Here is a 22,506-nt window from a genome sequence, read left to right on the forward strand (position 1 = left end):
CTATCATTAATAGTACAGTTAGAACAGTTTGTCAATCTTTTCTTTGGACATTTCTTACAAAAATAGCCGTGATGCAGGATGCATCACGGCTATGTCTTTTTAGCCTTCCTTTGAATCATAAGGCTGATCACGGCTTATATTGGCAAGCTTTTGCCCTTCCGGCAGTTTAAGATCCAGCTGGAACCGGAATGTTGCTCCTCTGGCCTCGTCGCTATCCACACCAATGGAACCTCCCATTAGCTTGACCAGGTTTTTGCAGATGGACAAGCCTAGGCCTGTCCCTCCATATTTCCGGTTCAATGCCGGATGAAGCTGGGAAAAAGGCTGAAACAACAAATGCTGACGGTCTGCCGGGATGCCGATTCCAGTATCAGTTACACTAAACTCAATCAGGCATTTCTTTTTACGGCGGCTGTAAGCCTTTCTCTCCACAAAAATATTTACATGCCCTCGCTCCGTAAATTTGATCGCATTGCTCACCAAGTTCACCAATATCTGTCGGATACGCACATGATCACCGACCAGCATCCCTGGCATTTCCTGATCTACATGCCATTCTAGCTGGATGCCTTTTTCCATAGCCTGTGTCATAAATAGGTCAGCTACACTGCCAACCACATCCTCCAGTCCAAAAGACTCATGCAGCAACGACATTTTGCCAGCTTCGATTTTGCTCAAATCCAGTATCTCATTCAATATCTGCATTAAAGCGTTGCTACTGCTGGTAATAATATCGATATAGCTACGTTGCTCCTCATCTAATTCCGTGTCTGCCAGTAACCCGGCCATGCCTATAATGCCGTTCATCGGTGTACGGAGCTCATGACTCATCACAGAAAGGAATTCTGACTTGGCCCGATCGGCGCGTTCGGCAGACTCCTTGGCCCGAATAATCTCCTTTTCATTCGTCCTGTCTACAAAAACCATCACAGCTCCTTTTCGCTCGCCGTTATCCATCAAAGGGCTGATTCGATAAGAGGCCAGAAAACTGGACCCGTCTTTTTTCCAAAATACAGCTTCCTCTGCCTGATAAGAAGCGCCGCTGCGAATCGCTTGGAGAATAGAAGCCTGCTCGTCCGGAAAATGGCTGCCTATTTCGTCAGCATGGCGAATCACGTCTATACATGAACCGTTCAGCGGGTTGGCTGATCCTATGCCGAACATCTCAACAGCTGCCGGGTTCATAAAGCGGACATGTCCTTCGGTATTCAAACCCACAATTCCTTCGGATACTGCATTCAAAATAAGCGAATGCTCGTTACTGAGCTTTTCAATCTGAGCAATGTAGTTTTTAAGAGGGGTAACATTTTCTATAATCCCGTAGCAGCCTACAATTTCTTCTTGCACGAAAATCGGGATATTAGTCATTTTGATGAATAGACGCTCCCCCTCCTTATGTATGAATTCCGATTCATAGGTCTGTGTCTCCCCCTGCTTGGCCATTTCGATATGTCGTTTGATTTTGTCCTGTTCCTCAGAGGAAGCCATTACAAGTATTTCAGCTCCAAGCAGCTCATCCCTCGTATAACCCGTAAGCTTCTCCAGACTCGGATTCACGCTCAAAATATGACCTTCCATATTCATGGCGCATATCCCGAGTGGATTATGCTGAAATAGTGACTTATAACGGTTTTCACTTTCACGAAGACGCTGCTCGATTTCCCGGTGCTCTGTAACATCCTGTATCATCCCGACTACTTGAACAGGCTTGCCTGCATGCTCGTCCATCTCAGCTTCCCAGATCGAACGCAGTACCTTCTGTTCCCCATTGGGCAATACAATCCGGTAAAAGGTTTCTTCGTGAATTCCCTTTAGGATGACGTTGTTGATAATCTGCTTCATCCGTTCAGTATCTTCGGGATGAACTGCTTTCATGAAAGCGTCAATACTTGTTTCAACCGGCTTGACACGATAGCCAAATATGCTGCGAAATTCCTTGGAAAAATGCATAACATTGTTGACCAGATCCCAGTCCCATGAGCCGAACATCGCCAACTGTTGAGCTTTTGCCAGGTTCTCCTCGCTCTTCTGGCGCTCTGTGATATTTCGTCCGATGGATAGAACTCGCTTGATCTTGCCCTGTTCATCCCGAATAATACGGTACGATACTTCCAGCCACAAATAATGCCCGTCCTTATGACGTACACGCCGCTTCATGATGCCTGTTTCCTTGAACATTCCATGTACACGCATGTAATCGGCATCTTCGATATGGTAAAATTGAAGCCGTTTTTTGCCGAGCATTTCCTGCTTCGTATAGCCAAGGAGTTTTTCCACCGAAGGGGAAATATATTGAAGTATGCCGTCTGCCGTGCTGTAAGAGATGACATCCGGCGTATTTTCGGTAATCAACATGTACAAATCCTCATTGTCCGAAAGCACCTGCTCCATGTCCTTTTTCTCCGTGACATCCATTGCATACGCAATCAAATAAGATTGTTCGGTAGCCTCATCATCAAATATGGTTAATTCCAGCGATAGCCAGACAGTTGTTCCCCGTTTATGCTTTAAACGCAGCTCTGTCTTGTAGACTTGATCCGTAGCCTTTAGCCAACCTGCATAGGCTTCCCTCAGCCCTTGCTGATCCTGAGCCTCATTATACAAGAGATGGTAATATCGGATATCCAATAATTCCTCCTGCTCATATCCGACCATTTTGCAAAAGGCGGGATTGACATACAGACACTTCCCCTCCCTTGACAAAATCACGATTCCTGTCGGGGCATGATTATACATATGTTCCAGCAAAGGCAGTCGTTGAGCAGCAGAAAACACAATGAATCTCCTCCTCTGTGGTCCGGCAGTTTTTCTAACTATACCTATTCTAACATGATATGGGATTTTTACTGAGGAGAGCCCTCCTCTAGATGAAAGCCCTTAAAAACATGTATGCACAAAAGATTGCCGATGCAGGTTCATCGGCAATCTTTAGATTATTTTTTTATACCACCCGGCTAAGAAAATGACGCAAAAATCGCTCAGCGTCTACTTTAAGTGCCACATCAATCGTAGTCAGCGTTTGAGCTTCAGTCTCATTTTGTACCTCTCGGGTGCGACCAACCTCGGTGGAATCCCCTACCTCAACGGCAATGTGCATTGGACGCGTCTCCACAAAACTGGAGTCAATAGCTAACCCTACGGCTAGTGGATCATGCAATGCACAGCCTGCAATACCAGGTCTGAAATTGCGATAGGCTTCCATATAAAAGTCGGTCATATCCGCCATAAACATACCAAGCTCAGTCCCTTGCTCACGCCACTTGTCCACTTCCTGCTGGGGAAGCAGGGTTTGCATGGTAACGTCCAGCCCAACGAGCGTAAGCGGAAAACCTGCTCCCAGCACATAGGCTGCTGCCTCTGGATCGGCATAAATATTGGCTTCTGCCGTTGGAGTTACATTCCCTTTCACCGTGACCGCGCCGCCCATAATAATGAGGCGGTCAAGTAATTGAGGCAATTCCGGACAACGATCCAGAGCAATCGCTAGATTGGTGAGCGGGCCCACAGCTACAAGTGTAAGCTTGCCTTCATAGCGACAAGCCTGTCCAATGATAAAATCAGCCGCATCTCCAGACGCTGCCTGACGGGACGGCGCTCCTTTTAGCTGGTTGCCAATGCCGTCTTCACCATGAATATGACGGGAATATGGCTTGAACAGCTCACGGGCATACGGCTTGTGAGCGCCCGACACGACCGGAGCCTCTACCCCCAGTTTTTCCAGCAGGATCAGTGAGTTACGTGTTGCCTCCTCCACCGAGATGTTGCCAAAGGTGGTTGTAATACCAAGTAGCTCCAATTCCGGCGAATGGACCGCGTACGCAATAGCAAGCGCATCGTCAATGCCAGTATCTACATCTAAGATTAACTTTTTGCTCATGATGACCTCCACAGTAGAACAGCATTCTTTTTTTCATTATACACAATTTGAATGCTTATTCCCTTGGTCATCGAATTCTTTATTTGAAGACGTTAAAAAAAGGCTACGACAGTTATGCCGTAGCCTTCTTTTACCACTTTTTAATCACTCAAAGGCACATGTTCTGGCCAAATCCTAAGGCTCGATTCCCCATACCAGCTTATCGTTGTGGAACAACGTTACTTTGTTCCATTCAGCATAAGAGGTTTTGGTTGGATCGAAGGAATAGTCATTGGATTCGTTCAGATTAGACCAGTCGCTATTGTTCATGCGGATCTGAATATCACCTGTTTGCGCTCCAGCAGCAAGCGTGCCGGCTGCCGCACTGAATCCAATTTCAATATAGTTGTCTTTAATGGTGCGCAGCACATTATCATTACCTACTTGCGCCCAGTCTACCGCAGATTGCAGCTCTTGGCTGCCATCTTTCGTGAAGTAATAGCGGATTTTCAGCTCGCTCAGCTTCACGGGTGTTGTACCTTTATTTTTCAGGTTAAAGAAAGGCTTGGCAGCGTTATTCGCTGGATCCGTATCCCCAGCACGATACATTACAACCAAATCACCCGCTGGATCTGTAGGGTCGGTTGGATCTGTCGGCGTACCTTTTGGTTCAGCGCTTACCGTTGCTGAATCCTTACTTGTTCCTTTCGCATTCGTAGCACTTACAACATAGAAGTACGTTGTTCCGTTCGTCAGTCCCTTATCCGTGTACTCTCTTGCCGTTACAAGAGGCGCCACGGCTGTAAAAGGGCCTGCTTCGCTAGTGGCGCGTTTTACGGTGTAGCTGTCGGCACCCGTAGACGCATCCCAAGTCAGCGTTACTTGTGCATTACCTACAGTAGCCTTTAAGCCTGAAGGTACAGCTGGAGCTGTAGGCGCTGGGTCCACACCACCACTGGAAGGCACGATTGCAGGGTACGCATTTTGTACCAGCATCACAAACTGATCATGGAACCATGCTCCTGAAATAGGTGCATTCGGCAAAGCATCTGTTAATGTGCCATCCTTGGTTGTATAGGTAGGATCACACATACGATCAAAGCCTTTACCCTCATCGTTCGGAATGAGTGAGCTGGAACCATCGGAATCACCCGGAGGTTTCGCCCAGACATAGGCATCGATATGGCCAGCTGGAGCCGTTTGTGGCGGTGTTCCCATCCCTGCTCCGCTGCTATTACACCAGTTACCACGGTGCGAACGTTTGTCCACACGACCTGAGTTTACATAGGAGTTAATATCATTGCCGACTGCGGAAGTCGGACGGTTAGGTCCTCCCCATCCATTACGGCCGGTATCAATTAACATGCCGAGCGAGCTTGGCCAGCCTGCATTGACAAAATCTCTATGCAAAGACTCAGCGAAATCCGATTCATCGAAATTAGGATTCCATTCGTAGAATTTGGACGATTTGATCGGCTGCCCGCCAATATTCAGGTTGGGATCAGGCAGATTCGGTTCTGTCAACGGTGAAGTATTGGCTGTATTCGTGATAAAGCCATCCACACTGGCCAGACCTTTGCTAGTATCTTTGAAGATAGTTGTAAACAGAGATACCGTTGCTGCACGGTTGTTATCCCAACCTAACCAGCCAGAGTGACCGATATCCACGTATTTGTACACATTCGGAATCTCGTTCAGCTTATTCATTGTGTATTTAACGCCAGCCTCATAAATTCCTGTAGATTTGGCTTGTCCACATTGGGGAGTATCCAGATTGGTTACCAGATTTGGCAAACTGTCCGGTTCAATGATCGCTACGATGCGAATATCCTTATATTTGGGATTCGCAAAAATAGAAGCGATTTTGTCAATATAATCTTTTTTGTACGTTTCCAGACCTGCCTGGGTCAACGGCAATTCACCATTGGAAGCCAAGGCATGACAATCTCGTCCGGGCAGATCATACACAATGAATTCCGCCGTAATCGGTGTGTTGCCTTTCTTTTGCGCCAATACTTGGTCCAAATGCGCTTCCAAGCCAAGCTTGCCCCCACCGCCGTTAATAGCAGCAATACGATCAAGCCATACGGCTGTCGGGAACGTTTTGACCGTTTGCATTTTTGCCTTCAGGTTCGCATCCGTAACCTTGGCAATCGATGTGTCGACACTAGCCGCATAATCAGGGTTAACGTATTTTGTCGCTCCTTGGTAAGGATTATCGACATGGGATTCTGCATGTATTTTATCCGTAAATCCTGCACCTGGTAGAAAGCTGCTTGCGACGAGTGATAGCGCAAAAGCATACTTCATTCCTTTACGAAGCACTTGCTTTGTTTTCAATTGCTTCACCTATCTTTCCGTAGATTTTATTGAATCTTCCTATGTCGGCACCTGATTGTTATATGATTAAATGTGTGTTACGCCTACTCTCTCCCTAGAAAAAGTAGCGTTCATAGCTGTGAAAGGTAAGCGCTTTCTATTTGTTCATGCGCTCACATTTTCCCCTTTTTGTCACCTCCTATGTTAGATTATAGTGAGCTGGAAATCTGCTGTAAATTGAATAAATTAAGGACTACAATTATTAATTAGGCATTTGAATTGCCACAACGACGGTCCGGCAGGGTGCCTTTTTTTCTAAGATCGGTTCTATCACTTGTTGAACTTCCCTGCTATGACAAGCTCTCAGGAGATTCAGAGTCGACAGTAAAAGAGTGGATTCATAAAAAACAAGACTGTATTCTTTAATTTCCGCCAGCCCAAATCGACAATGATAAACCTCAGGTTGCCAGCTACGCCAAATCGTTAAATCTATCGACAGCAAAAAGGGTGTTCCAGACCTACGGTCATGAAAACACCCTATTATTGTTGTTCCATCCGTCTCTGCTCATTAACAGGCCATAGAATGAGCGTTACTGCAATTGTACCAAGTAGCTGTTACGCCTTGCTGTTCTGCACTTTTTCGCGATCCTTGCCTTTGTCGGATTGTCCTGCATTTTTATTAGCAGCATCCCGGTCCAGCTGCATTTCTTCAACCGTCTTCACCTTAAGCCGCGCTGCTCCCTCATAAGGTCGGGTTGGAATCAGATCGCCTGCAGCCAAACGTTGGCGCGCCTCGGCAATCGCTGCTCCATATTGCGGCAACCATGCCTCCTGTACCACCAGCATCTCATCGACCATCTGCCAAATTTCTTTCGGATTACACACCGCACCCACTAACGGGTCCATCATAAACGCTTGGCGCAGCAGCTTGTCGTCTCCATGTACAGCCGCTTCGACAGCCAAACGCTGAACGGAAATACTAACATTGCACACGGCAGCAGGACCCAGCGGGAGTTCTCCAACTTGCGGCATAGAAATACCGTTCCGATCCACATATCCAGGAGCTTCAATAATCGCATCTTCCGGCAAGTTATAAATTACACCGTTATTCACAACATTAAAGTGCCCCCGGTATATACGTCCTGTTTCCAGGCTTTCGATAATGTATGAGCCGTGCTCTTCACCGCGATTTTCCGCCTTGTACTCCAGTGGGTCTTCCTTCATCCAGTTGGGGAAATCTGTTTCAAACCAGTTGCGCCCTTCCGTACATACACGCAGATAACCGCCCGTTTCTCCGTTGATCCAGCTACCCAGATCAATCCAGTCCAGAATTTCATTCGGACGCTTCCGATACCAAGGCACATATTCACTAAGATGACCATTCGATTCTGTGCTGTAGTAGCCAAAACGACGAAGCATATCGATGCGTACCTTTTCGGTGCGGCTAAATTCAGGATGTTGTTCAAATGCCTCCAGCAGTCCGGCTGTCAGATCCTTGCCCTTATGTGAGGCCTGAATGTACCATGTTTGGTGATTGATTCCGGCGCATACGATGTCCACATCCTGCTTCTCCAGACCGTACACCTCGGCAATTTGGTGATGCCCATTCTGGACGCCATGACATAGACCAACCGTGCGCACGCCGCCGTACTTGTTGCAGGCCCAGGTCATCATTGCCATGGGGTTCGAGTAGTTCAGCAGCAGCACATCCGGTGCACTTAACTCGCGGATATCCTTGCAAATCTCCAGCATTTCAGCGATACCACGCTGACCATACATGATGCCTCCTGCACATAATGTATCGCCCACGCATTGATCCACACCGTATTTTAGCGGAATATCCACATCGGTCGCAAAAGCTTCCAGACCGCCGACACGGATTGTACAAATGACGTATTTGGCATCCTTCAAAGCTACTTTTCGATCCGTAGAGGACTGTATTTGTATGGACAAACCATTCTCACGAATATCCCGTTGACACAGTTCAGTAACCATATCCAGATTGTGCTGACTGATGTCCGTAAAAGCCACTTCAATATCGTTAAACTCCGGTACCGATAACAGATCTCGCAAAATTCCACGGGTAAAACCGATGCTCCCTGCTCCAATAAAAGCTACTTTAAATGACACGGCATTCAACCTCCGGTAATTAGAATTGTAATATACCGTCATTTTAACAATATGCCTGTAGAAAGCGTTATCAAAATCATGACCAGTTTCGTACTTAAGTGTCAAAAATCCTAACTTTCGCGTTAGCAGAGGGTTTCCCTTTTCCACTTCGTTCCATCCCGTTTCTCTCTTTCTGTGTAATGTTTCTTCAGTTCAGTATGTACTTTAAGTGCGGTAAATGTAGTAACATAAAAGAAAACATTGGAGAGCAAGGAGCAGCCCTAAAATGAACAAAAAGATTATCTTTTTAGATATAGATGGAACGCTAGTGGATGATGACGGTATGATTCCCGAATCTGCAAAAACAGCATGTATCGAAGCGAGAAAAAACGGACATCTGATTTATTTATGCACTGGCCGATCCAAAGCGGAGATTTATGATTTTATCATGGAGATCGGTTTTGACGGGATCATCGGAGCTGGCGGTGGCTTTGTAGAAATTGAAGGTGAGATGTTATATCACCACAAAGTATCGGATGAAGATGTTAGACATATGGTCGATTACTTTGATGAGCATGATTTGGACTTTTATTTGGAATCGAACGGGGGGTTGTTTGCGAGTAAAAACTTTTTGCCCCATGTAGAACGGCTTATCTATGGAGATGTGGACAATGATCCCGTAGCCAGAGAAAAAAAAGAACAACGCCCGCATCCTTTTATCACCGGCCTAACTATAGGCGAGGACAACCTATACCGCAGTGACGTGAACAAAGCATGTTTTTTGGAAAACAAAAATGTTCCTTTTGAACAAATCAAAAAGGAATTCGCAGGGAAATTTGAGGTTATTCAATGTACTGTATCTGCTTTCGGGCAAGACAGTGGTGAGCTAATGATTCCCGGTATTCATAAAGCCGTAGCTATTGAAAAGCTTATTGAGCATTTGGGAAGATCCCAAGAAGACACCATTGCTATCGGAGACGGGATGAACGATGCTGAAATGATTGAATATTGTGCGCTAGGAATTGCCATGGGAAATGCCAAACCGGGCCTCAAAGCCATTGCAGATGACATTACGGATGCTGTGGATGAAGATGGACTGTTTCACAGCTTTAAAAAGCATAGTCTGATTTAGCGATGTTATTTTTTAATGAGTTGTGTCTCTAAATATTCCCAAAGGAGCAAGACATGTCAAACCGTAAATGGACATTTATCCTTATTCCCGTCTTCCTGCTATTTGCCTGGCTGCTCTTTCAGTTCACTCTGTCTTCTCTTCAAATTCACCAATTTACAGAACAATTGAAGACGGTTTCACCAAACGACAGGGGTTCCGATACAAAAGTGGTATTGATATCGCAAGAGCTGGACAATTATTACTGGCGGTCAATCGAACAAGGAGCTCGAAAGGAAGCGGAGCAGTACGGTATGCGGCTCGATTATATCGGACCGGACCGCATTAATCCGTCCGAGCAGATCAAACTGCTTGATAAAGCGATCGCCGCCAAGGCGGATGCGATTCTGGTTCAAGGGATAAATGATCCGGAGTATCGCCGATTAATCGACAAAGCGGCCGGCCTTGGCATACCTGTCATCACGATCGATACGGATGAGCCGGACTCCCGAAGACTGGCTTACGTTGGAACAGATAACGAAGGAGCAGGAAAACAGATGGGCATGCTGTTGGCGAAAGCCTCTGGGGAGCGTGGCGATATTGGAGTGATGATCAGCAGCGAGCGCGTCGAGAATCAGCGGCTCAGGCTTGCCGGATTTCGTTCCGTGATCAGACGCTATCCCAAGCTCCGCATTGTGGAGATTCGCTCCTCAAATATTTCACGGCTTCAGGCAGCCCAGCAAGCTCAGAACATGCTCACCCATTATCCGCAGATTCGCTACATGGTCGGATTCAGTGCGCTGGACGGCCTTGGCATTCTGGAGGCTTCGGAACGGCGCGGAGCACAGAACTTGCAAATTTTCGCTTTTGACGATATGGCCGAAACGTTGAAAGCTATTAAAGATCGCAAAATCGAACTGACCATTGTGCAACAGCCAGAGGAAATGGGGGCCAAGGCCATAAAATCGCTGAATGATTATCTCAAGGGGAGTCATCCTCAGGAATTAACATATACCAGAGTTTATGAAGTGCATGCAGACACTCCCGATGACATGTCTGGAGATGACAGGCGATGACGATCAGAACGAAGCTGCTTCTGTTCATCCCTCTTCTAGTTGTGTTTGCCAATATCATCGCTTATTTCGTATTCCAAAGTGGAAAGGTTGTACAACAGAGCTACGATGAAATGCTTGGCCGCATTCTCCTCATCGAGCAAACCTCCGAATCGGCGGAGGGCAACTTAAATCTCCTATATGCCTATCTGCTCAATCCAAGAGACGATAAGGATGTGCAGGGCCTGACAGAATACCAATTGAAACAGCTAAAAGGCAGAATCCAGGAAGTCTCCGACTCAACCGATCCTTCTTTTGCCGAGGAGGACTACATGAATCTGTTAGCCACATTTCTTGAACAGAAACAAGCCGCAGTTCTGGATGCAAAGGCACAAAATCCTCAATCGGCTTTTGAACATTATATTGAAGCGGAGAAAACCGTCAGCTATATTCATGAGGAGGGCCAGCGACTGATCGATGCTGAACTGGCTTATTACCGACCGATCATCGAGAACATCCGGAACAAGAATGAGCAAATGAATGGATTGGGAGTGGCGTTGTTCGGCATGAACGCGCTGATGGGTGTTTTGCTTGCCATCTGGATCTCGCGCAGCATTACTGGCCCTGTCGGCAGACTTGTCGGACTGGCGAAGCGAATCGCCACAGGTGACCTGAATATCGAGCCCCAACCGCGACGGGATGACGAGCTAGGCGTATTGGCGGACGCCATTTCGCAAATGTCTGCTGATTTGAGCATCCTTATCGAAAAAGATAAACAGAGTCTGGAAATGCGGCGGCTTGTGAAGGAGCTAGAACTTTTGGCTCTGCAAAATCAAATTAACCCGCACTTTTTATTCAATACCTTAAATGTGCTCTCCAAACTGGCGATCCTGGAAGGGGCGGAGAAGACCAGCGACCTGATCGTTTCGCTGTCCAATCTACTACGGTACAGTCTGCAAAAGCTGGACAAACCCGTAACGCTCCGGGAGGAACTGGATCATATAAACGAATACGTGACCATCCAGCAGGCGCGCTTCCGGGACAGAATTCGCTTTGATCTTCACTTTGACGCTTCCGTACTTCAGCAGCAAATTCCGGCCTTGACGATCCAGCCGTTTATTGAAAACGCCTTTCTTCATGGTGTAGCAGATATGGAAAACGGGGCCATTATCACATTGACGCTGTCGAGAGCGGGCGAGGATGTGCAAATTGAAATTTCGGACAACGGAAAGGGCATGACAGAAGAAACCCGACTGTCCGTGCTCCGTCTTGAAGGCGGAGCTGAAAGCAGCAGTTCAACGGGACTTGGAATGCAAAACGTGTTTAGGCGGCTGCAGTTGTTCTACGAAAAGGAAGGAATGGTTGAAATCCGTAGCCATACCGGACTAGGTACTACCATAACAATACGAATCCCAGTCAAGAAGGAGAGTGAGCAGACGAATGTATCGGTTGTTGATCGCGGATGACGAAGCTTTGGAGAGGGAAGGACTGGAATTGATAGTGGAACGCGCGATGCCGGGAGTATTTCGGTTTATTCATGCCGACAACGGCCGCATGGCGATCGAATGCGCAGAAGAGCACCGTCCCCATATTGCCATTCTGGATATCAATATGCCCGGAATCGATGGACTTGAAGCGCTTCGTGAATTAAAGGAGCGTCTTCCCGATACCCGCTTTGTGCTTGTCACCGCCTATGATTATTTTGCTTATGCACGTGAGGCGCTCTCTTTGGGTGTAAAAGAATATATTCTGAAGCCGGCGAAGCGGGAACTCATCATCGGTACACTGAAACGACTGATTGAAGAAATTGAATGCGAGAAGCGGGCACGCACGGAAGAATTGGAGCTTAGACACAAAATCTCACAGCTGATGCCGCTCGCAGAAAATGAACTGGCTTTAATGCTTATGGTCGACCAGACGGTGGATTCGAGCGCTTCTCAGCTATCGGAATGGCTGGGCTTTCCTCTTGATCAGGGAAGCGTCATCATTGCTGCCTTTGAAGGATATGCAGACGAGCAGGACAAAAAGAAAATTTACGATCATTTCCGAAGCTATGTAAAAACACATGGTCCAAATTCCATTGTGAGCTCCCTGATTGACCATCATGTAGCCACTTTTTTACAAAAGCCAGCTGCCACCAGCGAAAACGACTGGCGCCAACTGATTAAACACCTTGTTCAGCAGCTCTCCGAGCTGGCCCAGCAGCAATTTGGCATGAAGACGGCTATTGGAATCGGCTCATTGCATAGCGGCGAGGAAGGACTTCGCAAGTCCTATTTTGAAGCCGTTTTTGCCTCCACACTACGCAAGCGTGATGGAGGTTACTGCCACTTTGACGAACTGAAGTCGTCAGAGGCTGGAAACGCCTCTGAGCTTGCCGTCAAAGCGGAGAATGGAATGCTTCAGCAGACGTACGTCATGTCAGCACTGCAACGGATACGCGAACAGCGGGAGGTTCAAACACTGACTATGCTGGGCAGAGCAAAAATGTATATCGAGGAACGCTTCAACGATGAACTTTCGTTGGAAGAGGTGGCTGATTTCGTCCATTTGAATCCCCACTACTTCAGCAAAATCTTCAAACAGGAATACGGAGAAACGTTCATCGACTTCGTAACCCGGCTACGGATTAATAAAGCTATTTCTCTGATCAAGGAGGGCAACCTTGCTCTGAAGGAAATCAGCTTTGAAGTGGGTTATAAGGACCCGAACTATTTTAGCCGCGTCTTTAAGAAGATCACGGGCGTTCCTCCCACAGAGTTCAAAGGCCAAAAATAGCAGAGATTCATCCATGTCGACCATCGACATGGATTTTTTTAAGCTCGAATGACAAGGTAATGCTAGGTTTAGCCCCTTCATCTCCAATTCGGGAATCGAAGTCAAAATCGTGCATGAAAAGGTCCGTTTATTGAAGACGATCACCGACCTTTCTTTTACAGGTGCATGTTATACTTCTCCTCGAAGAACGGAATGAGGTTCTGGAATCTGAGGGGAGATGATCATATGGGAGTAATCATCCATAATGAAAGCGCTCAACAGAAAGCGCTTCAATCAGAAAAACCCAGTATGCTGTTTGTGACGTTGGTATCCATCGTAGCCGCGCTTGGAGGCATACTGTTCGGTTTTGATATCGCGGTAGTTTCGGGAGCAGTTGAATTCCTACAGCAGCGTTTTTCGCTGAGCGAATTTCAGGTTGGTTGGGCGGTGTCGAGTCTGATTGTAGGGAGTATCACGGGAGCGGCTCTCTCCGGCTACATGAGTGAAAGGATCGGTAGAAAAAAGGTATTGCTGGCCGCCGGATTTTTATTCGTCGTCGGCTCAATCTGCTCTGCACTTCAAGATACGTTCACCGGGTATGTTATCTTTCGCATGATCGGCGGCGTCGGCATAGGAATCACTTCCACCATTTGTCCGGTATACAATGCGGAGATCGCTCCTGCCAAATACCGAGGCCGTTTGGTTGCTTTAAATCAGCTGGCGATCGTAACGGGCATTTTCCTGGTTTATTTTCAAAATTCATGGATCGTCAGCCTGGGAGATGAAGCTTGGGGTGTCTCAACAGCCTGGCGCTGGATGTTCGGTGTGGGAGCTGTTCCGGGACTGATCTTTATGCTCCTGATGCTCTTCATACCCGAAAGCCCGAGATGGCTTATCAAAAAGAATCGGCCTTATGAAGCGCTGCCAATTCTGCTGAAAATTCACGGTGAAGAAGCCGCTAAACAGGAAGTACTTGATATCAAGGAATCGTTCAAAAATGAGAACGACTCATTAAAACAATTGTTCGCTCCCGGTATTCGGGTCGCTCTCTTTATCGGTATTATGCTCGCCATTATGCAGCATATTACCGGCATCAATGCCATTTTGTATTATGCGCCGGTTATCTTTAAAGGAATGGGACTCGGTACGGACGCGTCTTTGACCCAGACCATCTGGATCGGGTTGATCAATGTGTTGTTTACCATCGTATCCGTATGGCTGATCGACAAAGCGGGACGAAAAGTTCTGCTGATGATCGGTACCTCGTTGATGACCCTCTGCTTGGTCATTATTGGAGCCGCATTCAAAATGGGTTTAACTACCGGACCGCTCGTGCTGATCATGATATTAATCTACGTGGCCTCCTACGCTATATCGCTTGGGCCAATCGTATGGGTCATGATCTCGGAGATCTTTCCGAACCGCATTCGCGGCAAAGCTGTCGCCATTGCTTCGATGGCATTATGGGCCGGCGATTATCTGGTCTCCCAGGCATTCCCTCCCCTGCTAAGTTCAGCAGGTCCCTCCAATACCTTTTGGATATTCGGAGCCATCTCGTTGTTCGTCGTAGTCTTTATATGGCGCAAGGTCCCCGAAACCAAGGGGAGATCACTTGAACAGATGGAAAATATGTGGCTCGGAAAATAATCCAACTTTAGCTCTCAAGAAGCCCAGCACCTGTTATAATGCTTCAAAACATACGACCTCTGAAGCCATACCGACCTAAATCGGCAATGGTTCAGAGGTTTTTTATGATCAGCTCCCACCCTCCTCCGCGTAATTCCTCACATCGCGCTCCACAGCAGAGCGGTATTCAACAGGGGTTTGACCAGTGTGCTTTTTGAACAACATATGAAAATACTGTCTGCTGGCCACGCCAACATAATCGGCAATTTCTTGAATGGGAATGTCCGTTTGCTGAAGCAGCATACGGGCCTTGTCCATTCGCAACATCGTTAAATACGCGGTAAGCGTTAGCCCCGTATGTTTTTTGAAAATTCGATGCAAATACCCCGGATGCAGATTGACGGCTGCGGCCATGTCCTTGACTGCAATATCCCGGTCATAGTTCAGATGGAGAAATTCAATGCATCGCTTGATGTATACATCTGTTTGCTGCGTATTGCTGCGCTCTGCCTCTTCCCGCAGACGTGCAATTCGTACTAGCAATTGCATAAAAAGCATTTCTGCCATGGCACCCGGCTGTTCTTTTCGTTGATCCAGCTCCAGCACGAGACTTTTCAGCGCATAATATACCTCTTCCGGGTCCGATAGCACCAGATACGGGAATGGGCGGGACATAAAGGCCGTGACCTCCTGTTCCTCCGCTGCTATTTGTTGGATAGACGGTCCTACCCTCACCCCTTCCTTAAATCCAAACTCTACATTCAGCATCCGGCACGGTTGTTCACCTTCCACCACCAATCGATGTGGGATGCCTGCATCCAGCATAATAAACTCGCCTTTGCGCAGCGTAATGCTTTCTTCCGTATCTTCTCCGGTTTGTACATCTACCCTGCACAAACCAGAAATCATATACATAATTTCAGTGGAATAATGATCGTGGTAAGACATCGTATAGTCACGCCATTGCTTGTAATAGTAAGCAAAAAAACGGGGAATATAATCCCCGTCCCGCAGTCCTGGCTCAAACAGACTTCCGTTCATCCCCGCACCTCCGCGAAATAGATCAAGCTAATATGGCAACGTATATGTAACCCGTTCTATTTTCACAGTTTAACAGACTGAGCCGTGTTATTCTATTTCGCTTTATCGGACACTGAAATCCCTTGGAATACGGTGAGCGACTCCTACCTAATCACTTTCTGGACTTAAATACTGAATCAGCATCCCTACAAATCGGTTTGCAATTTGTACATCCTGAAATTCACTATTCCAATCTTCCTTGGAAGTTAGGCTCATTTTCTGGAGTAAACCCATCATAGACGTGAAGATAAAATGCGCAGTCTTTAGGGGTTCAGCATCCGACTTTAATGATCCATCCTGGATTCCAGCTTCCAGAGCATCTATCAGGAAATGTTGTTCCTTTTCGCGGCTAACAAAATTTTTGTACTGTTCTTTGAGTTCTTGATTTGAATCATAAGCTTCATAATGCAGATCGAATAACAGAATAAACTTGATGTAATCTGGATGTTGCCAAGCATAATCAATCCATGCATCAAGCATCGAAGTAAGCATCTGCTTACCATTCATTTCGGCTGAAGGTGCTCTTCTAACAAATTCGGTCATACTCTCAAGGATTTCCATTTGGACCTCAAAAATCAGTTCGTTCATGGACTGAAAGTGCTTATAAAATGTAACCCGACTTACACCGGCCACATGGCATACATCCTTAATATTAACTTTGAGAAAGCTCTGCTTCATAAAAAGTTCCTTCGCAGCCGCAATGAGTTCTTCCCGATTTTTGTTTTTCAAATTCTGGTGCCAGTTCTCAGTCATTAGCAACCATCCCTTTCTCATTTTTTGATTTTTGAAAGGTTAAGAAAAGGGCAGATGCAAGGATTAGTGCACCAAAAATATAAGGAATATGAATGTGTTTGTCAAACAATAAACCTGCTAAAATGGGTCCCAATATATTGCCTAGGCTGGTATACGTCGTATTCAGTCCGGCGGCATACCCTTGACGATCTCCAGCCGAGTTAGCGATCATTGTACTTACTGTTGGCCTTAAGAAAGCATTAAAGGCAAAAAACAGAGCCGATACCACCAGCAGATAACCTAAATTGATCTTAATGAGCATGAACAGTAAAGCAATGGCTGTCATGATCAAAGAGAGGCGTATGAGCTTCATCTCGCCAAGTCTCTTGATGAGATAATCAAGCAGCCATACTTGCACCACGATGCCTATTACGGCACCAACCGTAATGATCATTGAGATTTTAGTGGCATCAAAACCGTATTTTCGTTCCACAAAAAGAGCATACACCGTTTCGTAATTCATCAAACCTAATGTCATGATCAATATGAGGAGAAGATAACGAAAATAGGACGTCCGAAATGAATCCAGTATTTGCTTTCGAATGGGCTCCCGTCGGACCCATTGGTCAACTGATTTTCGTTGTTCCTTAGGCAGTGTCTCTGGCATATATAAGCTAAGCAGCGTTGCTACAAGTCCAAGTCCACCAGCAAAAAAATAGGGCACCCTTATACCAAACTCAGCGATCATACCGCCTAGCCCCGGACCAAGCACCATCCCCAAATTCATGGAAGCACCCAAGTACCCCATTCCTTTAGCGCGGGTTTCAGGAGTGGTAATATCAGCGACATAGGCCATATTGGAAGGTACCATTAATCCAATACCCATCCCCCCAATAAACCTGGCAATATATAGAAGGGGCAATGTCGTAGATACCGCAAACATCAAATCCGAAATAACGGTTAAAAACAGACCAATAATAATCATCGATTTTCGCCCGTATCTATCCGAAAGCTGACCACCTAAAGGTGAAAAAATAAACTGTGCTGCTCCAAAAGCGGCAATAAGATACCCCGCAGCAGCTCCTGCCGCATTAAATTGTTTCAGATATTCAGGCAAAATGGGAATCACCATGCCTTGACCCAATAAAGCAATAAACAGATTCAGCATCAAAATGAAAAGTGGAAATTTAGCAGACTTAGGTAAGCTGCTCATGTTTGTAGCCCCCTCCAACGATTTACACCGTGTAATCCTTTACTATGTGTAAACCATATTAGTTGAACTAGGGGCCATTGTAAATAAATATATAACCTAATTGAGCCAAGCTAATATGGAAAGAGACCTTTTTATGCTGGATTTACACATGAGGCTCCCGTTTTGCAAACTCTTGCAGCATACCTCTTATTTGTTCTACCAATATAGCAGGTGCTTTCTTGGGTGAACCTGTGTCAAACGGAGGCTGAGGATCGTATTCCAAAATCAACTGGACTCCCTTACTCATATCTTCTCCCAGTTCCCATGCGATTAGCTGGAGTGCCATATCGATACCAGAGGAGACACCGGCTGCTGTAACGATTTTGCCCTGACGAACTACTCTCTCATCTGTTGGAATGGCTCCAAGATATTGGAGCAGGTCTAAGGAACCCCAATGACTTGTGGCTATGATTCCATCTAACAAGCCTGCGGCGCTTAAAATCAGAGAGCCATTACAAACCGACGTGGTCCATCTTGTAGTTTCATGTATTTGACGAATCCAATTTAGCGTTTCTTCGTCATTCATTGGAGTTTTATAATTTGGCGGACTGCAACCTGGAACAACAAGAATGTCAGCTGAAGGTACTTCAGAAAAACTGTAATCGGCATGCAAATAACCCATGTTTGAGTCCAGTTTGACTAACCCTTTTTTCTTAGCGACAAACTTCACTTCACATTTCAGTGTAGCAGCAAATACATCATATGGACCTATGGCATCTAATGCTGTGATTCCATCGAAAAGCATGATTGCGACTTTCATGATGCTATCTCTCCTTTGATATAGTATTTTATTTTTACACCTCAATTCTAACATACATATACGGGGTATGGGTATATTTAACGTTACGTAGCTGTAAAAAAGGCATACTTAGAAAAGGAGCCCCAGAGTAGTCCTTTCTAAATATGCCTGTAAATCTGTTGATCAAGCCAGCTTATGAGCTTTGTTTTCTCAACTGACCATAATATAAATTACTGTAAAAGCCTTTGTGAGCCAGCAACTCCTCATGAGAACCTTGCTCCTCCAAACGACCGTCCTTTAAGACCAAAATCCGGTCAGCCTGACGAATGGTATTCAACCGATGTGCAATAACGAAACTTGTTCGCCCCTGCATGAGCCGTTCCAGTCCTTCTTGAATTTTCATCTCGGTGATGGTGTCAATGCTGCTGGTCGCCTCGTCGAGCACCAGGATAGAAGGGTTGGCCAAAATCGCACGAGCAATCGCCAGCAACTGCTTTTGCCCTTGACTGATGCCGCTACCGTTCGCTTCCAGCACCTTGTCGTACCCGTCCTTCATCCGCATGATAAAGGAGTGGGCGTTGGCCAGTTTCGATGCTTGTTCAACCTCCTCATCAGTGGCATCCAGCCTGCCGAAGCGGATATTTTCACGAATGGTCCCCTGAAACAGGAAGGTGTCCTGTAGCACAAACGCCATACGGGAGCGCAAGCTTTCACGCTCTATGGTCGTAATGTCACGCCCGTCCAGCGTAATCGTTCCCTTGTCTGGGCTATAGAATCTGGAAAGGAGCTGGATCAGTGTCGTTTTTCCTGCCCCGGTCGGGCCGACGAGCGCGATCATTTCACCAGGTTTAGCTTCAAAAGAGATGGCTTCCAGCGTAGCGTTTCCCTCATCATAACCGAAGAAAACATCCGTAAACTGTACAGCTCCCTCCACATGCTTCACCTTTACTGCGCCGCGTTCATCCTTGGACTCTTCGTCTTCGTCCAATATTTCAAATACGCGCTCAGCTCCGGCAATGGCGGACAACAGTGTATTCCACTGGTTAGCCAAATCGTTCAGCGGTCTAGTGAACTGACGAGCATATTCTACAAATACGATAATCGTCCCTATCGTAATCGAGCCGCGAATGGCTAAAATCCCGCCAATCCCTGCTACAATAGCAAAGCTGAGATTATTCAGTCCGTTCATCAGTTTAGGGATAAAGCCTGAAATCGTTTGTGCCCAGAAACCCGACAGCCGAATACGGTCATTACGCTCACGAAAACCACGGATGACTCTCTTCTCCTGTGAAAATGCCTTGATAATCTGCTGACCGGACAGCGTTTCTTCAATGTATCCGTTCAGTTCGCCCAAGTTCTTCTGCCGTTCCTTATATAAAGGCCCGGTGCGGCGTGTAATCCAGCGCATCCCGGCTGCCATTAACGGCACCACGATAAAGGTTAACAGGGTCATCAGCGGGCTTAACCACAGCATCACAGTGAGTGTACCGATTAACGTCAATATGCTCGAAAAAATCTGAATGGCTGAGCTGTTCAGCGTAGAACTGACATTTTCGATATCATTGGTCAGACGACTCATAATTTCTCCCTGCTGACGTTTGCCGTAGAAAGGAATGGGGAGTCGATGCAAATGTGAAAACAGATCGAAACGCATGCGGTACACCGTCTCTTGGGCAATCTCGATCATCCAAATATTTTGCAGCCAGGAGGTCAGCGAGTTCAGTAGATACACAGCCCCTAAACCTATGAGAAAATAAATCCACGTGCGTCCACCCGGCCCTTCGAGAAAATCATCCACCGCTACACCGACCAGATATGGAGCCAACAGCGACAGCCCGGAGCTGAGCAACACCATGAACAGGACCAGCATTAGCTTGGCCTTGCGACGGGCCAGATAAGCCCATATTCGCCCTACCGTGCCAGACCAGTTCTTCGCTTTGGCCTTGCGTCGTCCTTCAGCGCCAGCCGGGTTTCGCAGCACACCGGACGGCGGTGTAGGCTGACGGAACGGTTCAATGAGTTCCTTGAACATGCGACTCCTCCTTTCCGTATTGTGATTCAAAGATTCGTCGATACAAATCCGAGCTATCCATGAGATGATCATGGTTTCCACTAGCTATCAGGCGCCCTTCATCCAGCAGTAAAATCTGATCTGCTGATGCAGTTGAGCTGATCTTCTGCGTGATGAGAAATGTCGTACAGGACAGGCCATCGAGTGCATTCAGCAATGCGGTTTCCGTCCCCACGTCCAGCGCACTTGTGCTATCGTCCAGAATCAGCACTGCCGGCTGGCGCACCAGTGCGCGGGCAATCGACAGCCGCTGCTTCTGTCCGCCAGACAGATTAACGCCACGCTGTCCGAGCATGGTGTCATAGCCTTGTGGCAAGCGTTCAATCATATGATGGATTTGCGCCATGCGCGCGGCTTCCTGAATCTGCTCCAGACTGGCATGCTCCAGCCCCCAGGCAATATTATCCAGAATCGAGCCAGTGAATAGCAGTACCTCTTGAGGGACATAGCCAATCGCCTCACGTAGTATGGAACCATCCAATTCACGAGCGTCCTTTCCGTCAAAACGCACATGACCTTCATCTTCTTCATACAGACGTGTAATCAACTGTACAAGTGAGGATTTGCCCGAACCAGTAGCTCCCATAATAGCGATCCGCTCACCCGGCCGTGCCTTAAAGGATATATCCTTTAATACAGCCAAATCACTGCCCGGATAATGAAAGCTCACCCCATCCATTTCCACCTGTCCCTCAATCCGTATGTTAGGTGTTGGAACAGCCTCCAGCTCACGCCCCTCTTCATTAGGTGTTTCCAAAACCTCTCGAATCCGTCCTGTGGATGCAGTAGCCCGGGAAAATACCACAACGATACCGGACAAGGCAGACAAAGCTCCAATCGTCCGCAAGGAATAATTGACGACTGCCACCACCTGTCCTACACTGGCATCTCCAGTGAAAATTTGACCGCGCCCAAACCAAAGTACTGCAATGATCCCTGCATTCATCGTAAACAAAATGAACGGCATCGTCGTTTCTGTCCAGCGTAAAGCGGACACCGTCCCTTTCATCAATTCGCTTCCATAATGGGCAAAGCGTTCAATTTCATGCCGCATCCGCACAAAAACCCGGATAAGCCGAATGCCTGTCAGATTCTCCTGAATTACTCCATTAACATCATCCAAGCGCCGCTGGACACCCTTAAACAAAGTGACAGTCCTCCGCATCGTCACCAGCACAAATACGAACAGCACCGGGGCCATAACCGCCAGTAGCAGCCCAAGCCTAAAATGTACAATCAAGGCCATCACAATACTGCCGATGACCACCAACGGAACCCGTGTCATAAATCGCAAGCTCATAAACACCGTATCTTGTACTTGCGTGACATCTCCCGTCAGGCGCGTAATCAGCGACGAAGTAGCAAACCGTTTGAATACCGGATAGGAAAAGGATTGCACCTTTTGATACAGCTTTTCCCGCACATCATAGCCAAAACCCTGACTTGCATGCGAAGCAAAAAAGGAGCTCGATATCCCTGCCATAAAAGCGATAACGGCACTGCCCACCAGTACACCGCCCCATAACCAGACGACAGGCAAATCCTGCTGCCGAATGCCCTCATCTATGATTTTGGAGATCAAATACGGCTGCGATAACTCTACCGTCAATTCCAGTAACATCATCACGAGCGCCGCGATGGCTGGAACCCGATATTTTTTTAGAAAAGAGAACATCATCCCCACAAGCATTCCTCCAATTGCCTTAGCCGTCCTTCCAGATCAGCGTCTAATGGTTATATCAATCAAAACCTGCTGTAACACCATATATACGCACTTTATATAGCACTATATTTTATTATACCCT

At 46.9% G+C, this 22,506-nt stretch carries 15 protein-coding genes; 5 read left to right on the top strand and 10 right to left on the bottom strand.

The annotated features are described in order from the left end of the window. Positions 1 to 99: 99 nt before the first annotated feature. The 4 genes from OIU26_RS09295 to OIU26_RS09310 all read right to left on the bottom strand — a co-directional run bounded on the left by OIU26_RS09295 (position 100) and on the right by OIU26_RS09310 (position 8,305). Entirely contained in the window at positions 100 to 2,775 is a 2,676-nt protein-coding gene (locus OIU26_RS09295) for a PAS domain S-box protein (RefSeq protein WP_264216627.1), read from the bottom strand. 166 nt (positions 2,776 to 2,941) lie between these two features. Further along, positions 2,942 to 3,877 carry a nucleoside hydrolase gene (locus tag OIU26_RS09300; RefSeq protein WP_264216628.1) on the bottom strand — a complete coding sequence of 312 codons (936 nt, stop codon included), beginning with the start codon at positions 3,875 to 3,877 and terminating at the stop codon, positions 2,942 to 2,944. A 174-nt stretch (positions 3,878 to 4,051) separates the two neighbouring features. Beyond that, positions 4,052 to 6,205: a glycoside hydrolase family 6 protein gene (locus tag OIU26_RS09305; protein ID WP_013369681.1), complete on the bottom strand. Its 2,154-nt coding sequence runs from the start codon at positions 6,203 to 6,205 to the stop codon at positions 4,052 to 4,054. A gap of 585 nt (positions 6,206 to 6,790) precedes the next feature. After that, positions 6,791 to 8,305 carry an alpha-glucosidase/alpha-galactosidase gene (locus tag OIU26_RS09310; protein WP_264216629.1) on the bottom strand — a complete coding sequence of 505 codons (1,515 nt, stop codon included), beginning with the start codon at positions 8,303 to 8,305 and terminating at the stop codon, positions 6,791 to 6,793. A 265-nt stretch (positions 8,306 to 8,570) separates the two neighbouring features. Here OIU26_RS09310 and OIU26_RS09315 point away from each other — a divergent pair, with 265 nt between their 5' ends. The 5 genes from OIU26_RS09315 (at position 8,571) to OIU26_RS09335 (ending at position 14,848) form a co-directional block, all read left to right on the top strand. Next, on the top strand, positions 8,571 to 9,416 hold the full coding sequence (locus tag OIU26_RS09315) for a Cof-type HAD-IIB family hydrolase (RefSeq protein WP_264216630.1): 846 nt from the start codon (positions 8,571 to 8,573) through the stop codon (positions 9,414 to 9,416). A 53-nt stretch (positions 9,417 to 9,469) separates the two neighbouring features. Then, a complete protein-coding gene (locus OIU26_RS09320) occupies positions 9,470 to 10,468 on the top strand; it encodes a substrate-binding domain-containing protein (protein WP_264216631.1) in 999 nt (332 codons plus the stop codon). Continuing rightward, a complete protein-coding gene (locus OIU26_RS09325; RefSeq protein ID WP_264216632.1) occupies positions 10,465 to 11,910 on the top strand; it encodes a sensor histidine kinase in 1,446 nt (481 codons plus the stop codon). Before OIU26_RS09320 ends, OIU26_RS09325 begins: the two co-directional genes overlap by 4 nt. After that, the gene (locus OIU26_RS09330) at positions 11,885 to 13,222 is read left to right on the top strand and encodes a response regulator (protein ID WP_264216633.1); all 1,338 of its coding nucleotides are present in this window, start codon (positions 11,885 to 11,887) and stop codon (positions 13,220 to 13,222) included. Before OIU26_RS09325 ends, OIU26_RS09330 begins: the two co-directional genes overlap by 26 nt. A 225-nt stretch (positions 13,223 to 13,447) precedes the next feature. Continuing rightward, the gene (locus OIU26_RS09335; RefSeq protein WP_165080299.1) at positions 13,448 to 14,848 is read left to right on the top strand and encodes a sugar porter family MFS transporter; all 1,401 of its coding nucleotides are present in this window, start codon (positions 13,448 to 13,450) and stop codon (positions 14,846 to 14,848) included. A gap of 108 nt (positions 14,849 to 14,956) precedes the next feature. Here OIU26_RS09335 and OIU26_RS09340 read toward each other — a convergent pair whose 3' ends face one another. The 6 genes from OIU26_RS09340 to OIU26_RS09365 all read right to left on the bottom strand — a co-directional run bounded on the left by OIU26_RS09340 (position 14,957) and on the right by OIU26_RS09365 (position 22,379). Beyond that, positions 14,957 to 15,868, bottom strand: a complete 912-nt coding sequence (locus OIU26_RS09340; RefSeq protein WP_102163326.1) for a helix-turn-helix domain-containing protein — start codon at positions 15,866 to 15,868, stop codon at positions 14,957 to 14,959. Between the two features lie 147 nt (positions 15,869 to 16,015). Continuing rightward, positions 16,016 to 16,660 carry a TetR/AcrR family transcriptional regulator gene (locus OIU26_RS09345; protein ID WP_165080297.1) on the bottom strand — a complete coding sequence of 215 codons (645 nt, stop codon included), beginning with the start codon at positions 16,658 to 16,660 and terminating at the stop codon, positions 16,016 to 16,018. Further along, positions 16,653 to 17,852 carry an MFS transporter gene (locus tag OIU26_RS09350; protein WP_264216634.1) on the bottom strand — a complete coding sequence of 400 codons (1,200 nt, stop codon included), beginning with the start codon at positions 17,850 to 17,852 and terminating at the stop codon, positions 16,653 to 16,655. The genes OIU26_RS09345 and OIU26_RS09350 overlap by 8 nt, the downstream gene beginning before the upstream one ends. A 142-nt stretch (positions 17,853 to 17,994) precedes the next feature. Continuing rightward, a complete protein-coding gene (locus OIU26_RS09355; protein WP_264216635.1) occupies positions 17,995 to 18,651 on the bottom strand; it encodes a DJ-1/PfpI family protein in 657 nt (218 codons plus the stop codon). Between the two features lie 172 nt (positions 18,652 to 18,823). Next, a complete protein-coding gene (locus OIU26_RS09360) occupies positions 18,824 to 20,662 on the bottom strand; it encodes an ABC transporter ATP-binding protein (protein WP_031463012.1) in 1,839 nt (612 codons plus the stop codon). Further along, a complete protein-coding gene (locus tag OIU26_RS09365; RefSeq protein ID WP_264216781.1) occupies positions 20,643 to 22,379 on the bottom strand; it encodes an ABC transporter ATP-binding protein in 1,737 nt (578 codons plus the stop codon). Before OIU26_RS09365 ends, OIU26_RS09360 begins: the two co-directional genes overlap by 20 nt. Positions 22,380 to 22,506 lie beyond the last annotated feature (127 nt).

The sequence above is a fragment of the Paenibacillus sp. BT-177 genome (assembly GCF_025846815.2).
Lineage (GTDB): Bacteria > Bacillota > Bacilli > Paenibacillales > Paenibacillaceae > Paenibacillus > Paenibacillus polymyxa_C.

What these genes read in the sequence shown, in the direction of transcription:
- OIU26_RS09300 (WP_264216628.1), bottom strand. Translation starts at nt 3,877, where the DNA reads ATGAGCAAAAAGTTAATCTTAGATGTAGATACTGGCATTGACGATGCG.
- OIU26_RS09315 (WP_264216630.1), top strand. Translation starts at nt 8,571, where the DNA reads ATGAACAAAAAGATTATCTTTTTAGATATAGATGGAACGCTAGTGGAT.
- OIU26_RS09320 (WP_264216631.1), top strand. Translation starts at nt 9,470, where the DNA reads ATGTCAAACCGTAAATGGACATTTATCCTTATTCCCGTCTTCCTGCTA.
- OIU26_RS09325 (WP_264216632.1), top strand. Translation starts at nt 10,465, where the DNA reads ATGACGATCAGAACGAAGCTGCTTCTGTTCATCCCTCTTCTAGTTGTG.
- OIU26_RS09330 (WP_264216633.1), top strand. Translation starts at nt 11,885, where the DNA reads ATGTATCGGTTGTTGATCGCGGATGACGAAGCTTTGGAGAGGGAAGGA.
- OIU26_RS09335 (WP_165080299.1), top strand. Translation starts at nt 13,448, where the DNA reads ATGGGAGTAATCATCCATAATGAAAGCGCTCAACAGAAAGCGCTTCAA.
- OIU26_RS09340 (WP_102163326.1), bottom strand. Translation starts at nt 15,868, where the DNA reads ATGAACGGAAGTCTGTTTGAGCCAGGACTGCGGGACGGGGATTATATT.
- OIU26_RS09345 (WP_165080297.1), bottom strand. Translation starts at nt 16,660, where the DNA reads ATGACTGAGAACTGGCACCAGAATTTGAAAAACAAAAATCGGGAAGAA.
- OIU26_RS09350 (WP_264216634.1), bottom strand. Translation starts at nt 17,852, where the DNA reads ATGAGCAGCTTACCTAAGTCTGCTAAATTTCCACTTTTCATTTTGATG.
- OIU26_RS09355 (WP_264216635.1), bottom strand. Translation starts at nt 18,651, where the DNA reads ATGAAAGTCGCAATCATGCTTTTCGATGGAATCACAGCATTAGATGCC.
- OIU26_RS09360 (WP_031463012.1), bottom strand. Translation starts at nt 20,662, where the DNA reads ATGTTCAAGGAACTCATTGAACCGTTCCGTCAGCCTACACCGCCGTCC.
- OIU26_RS09365 (WP_264216781.1), bottom strand. Translation starts at nt 22,379, where the DNA reads ATGATGTTCTCTTTTCTAAAAAAATATCGGGTTCCAGCCATCGCGGCG.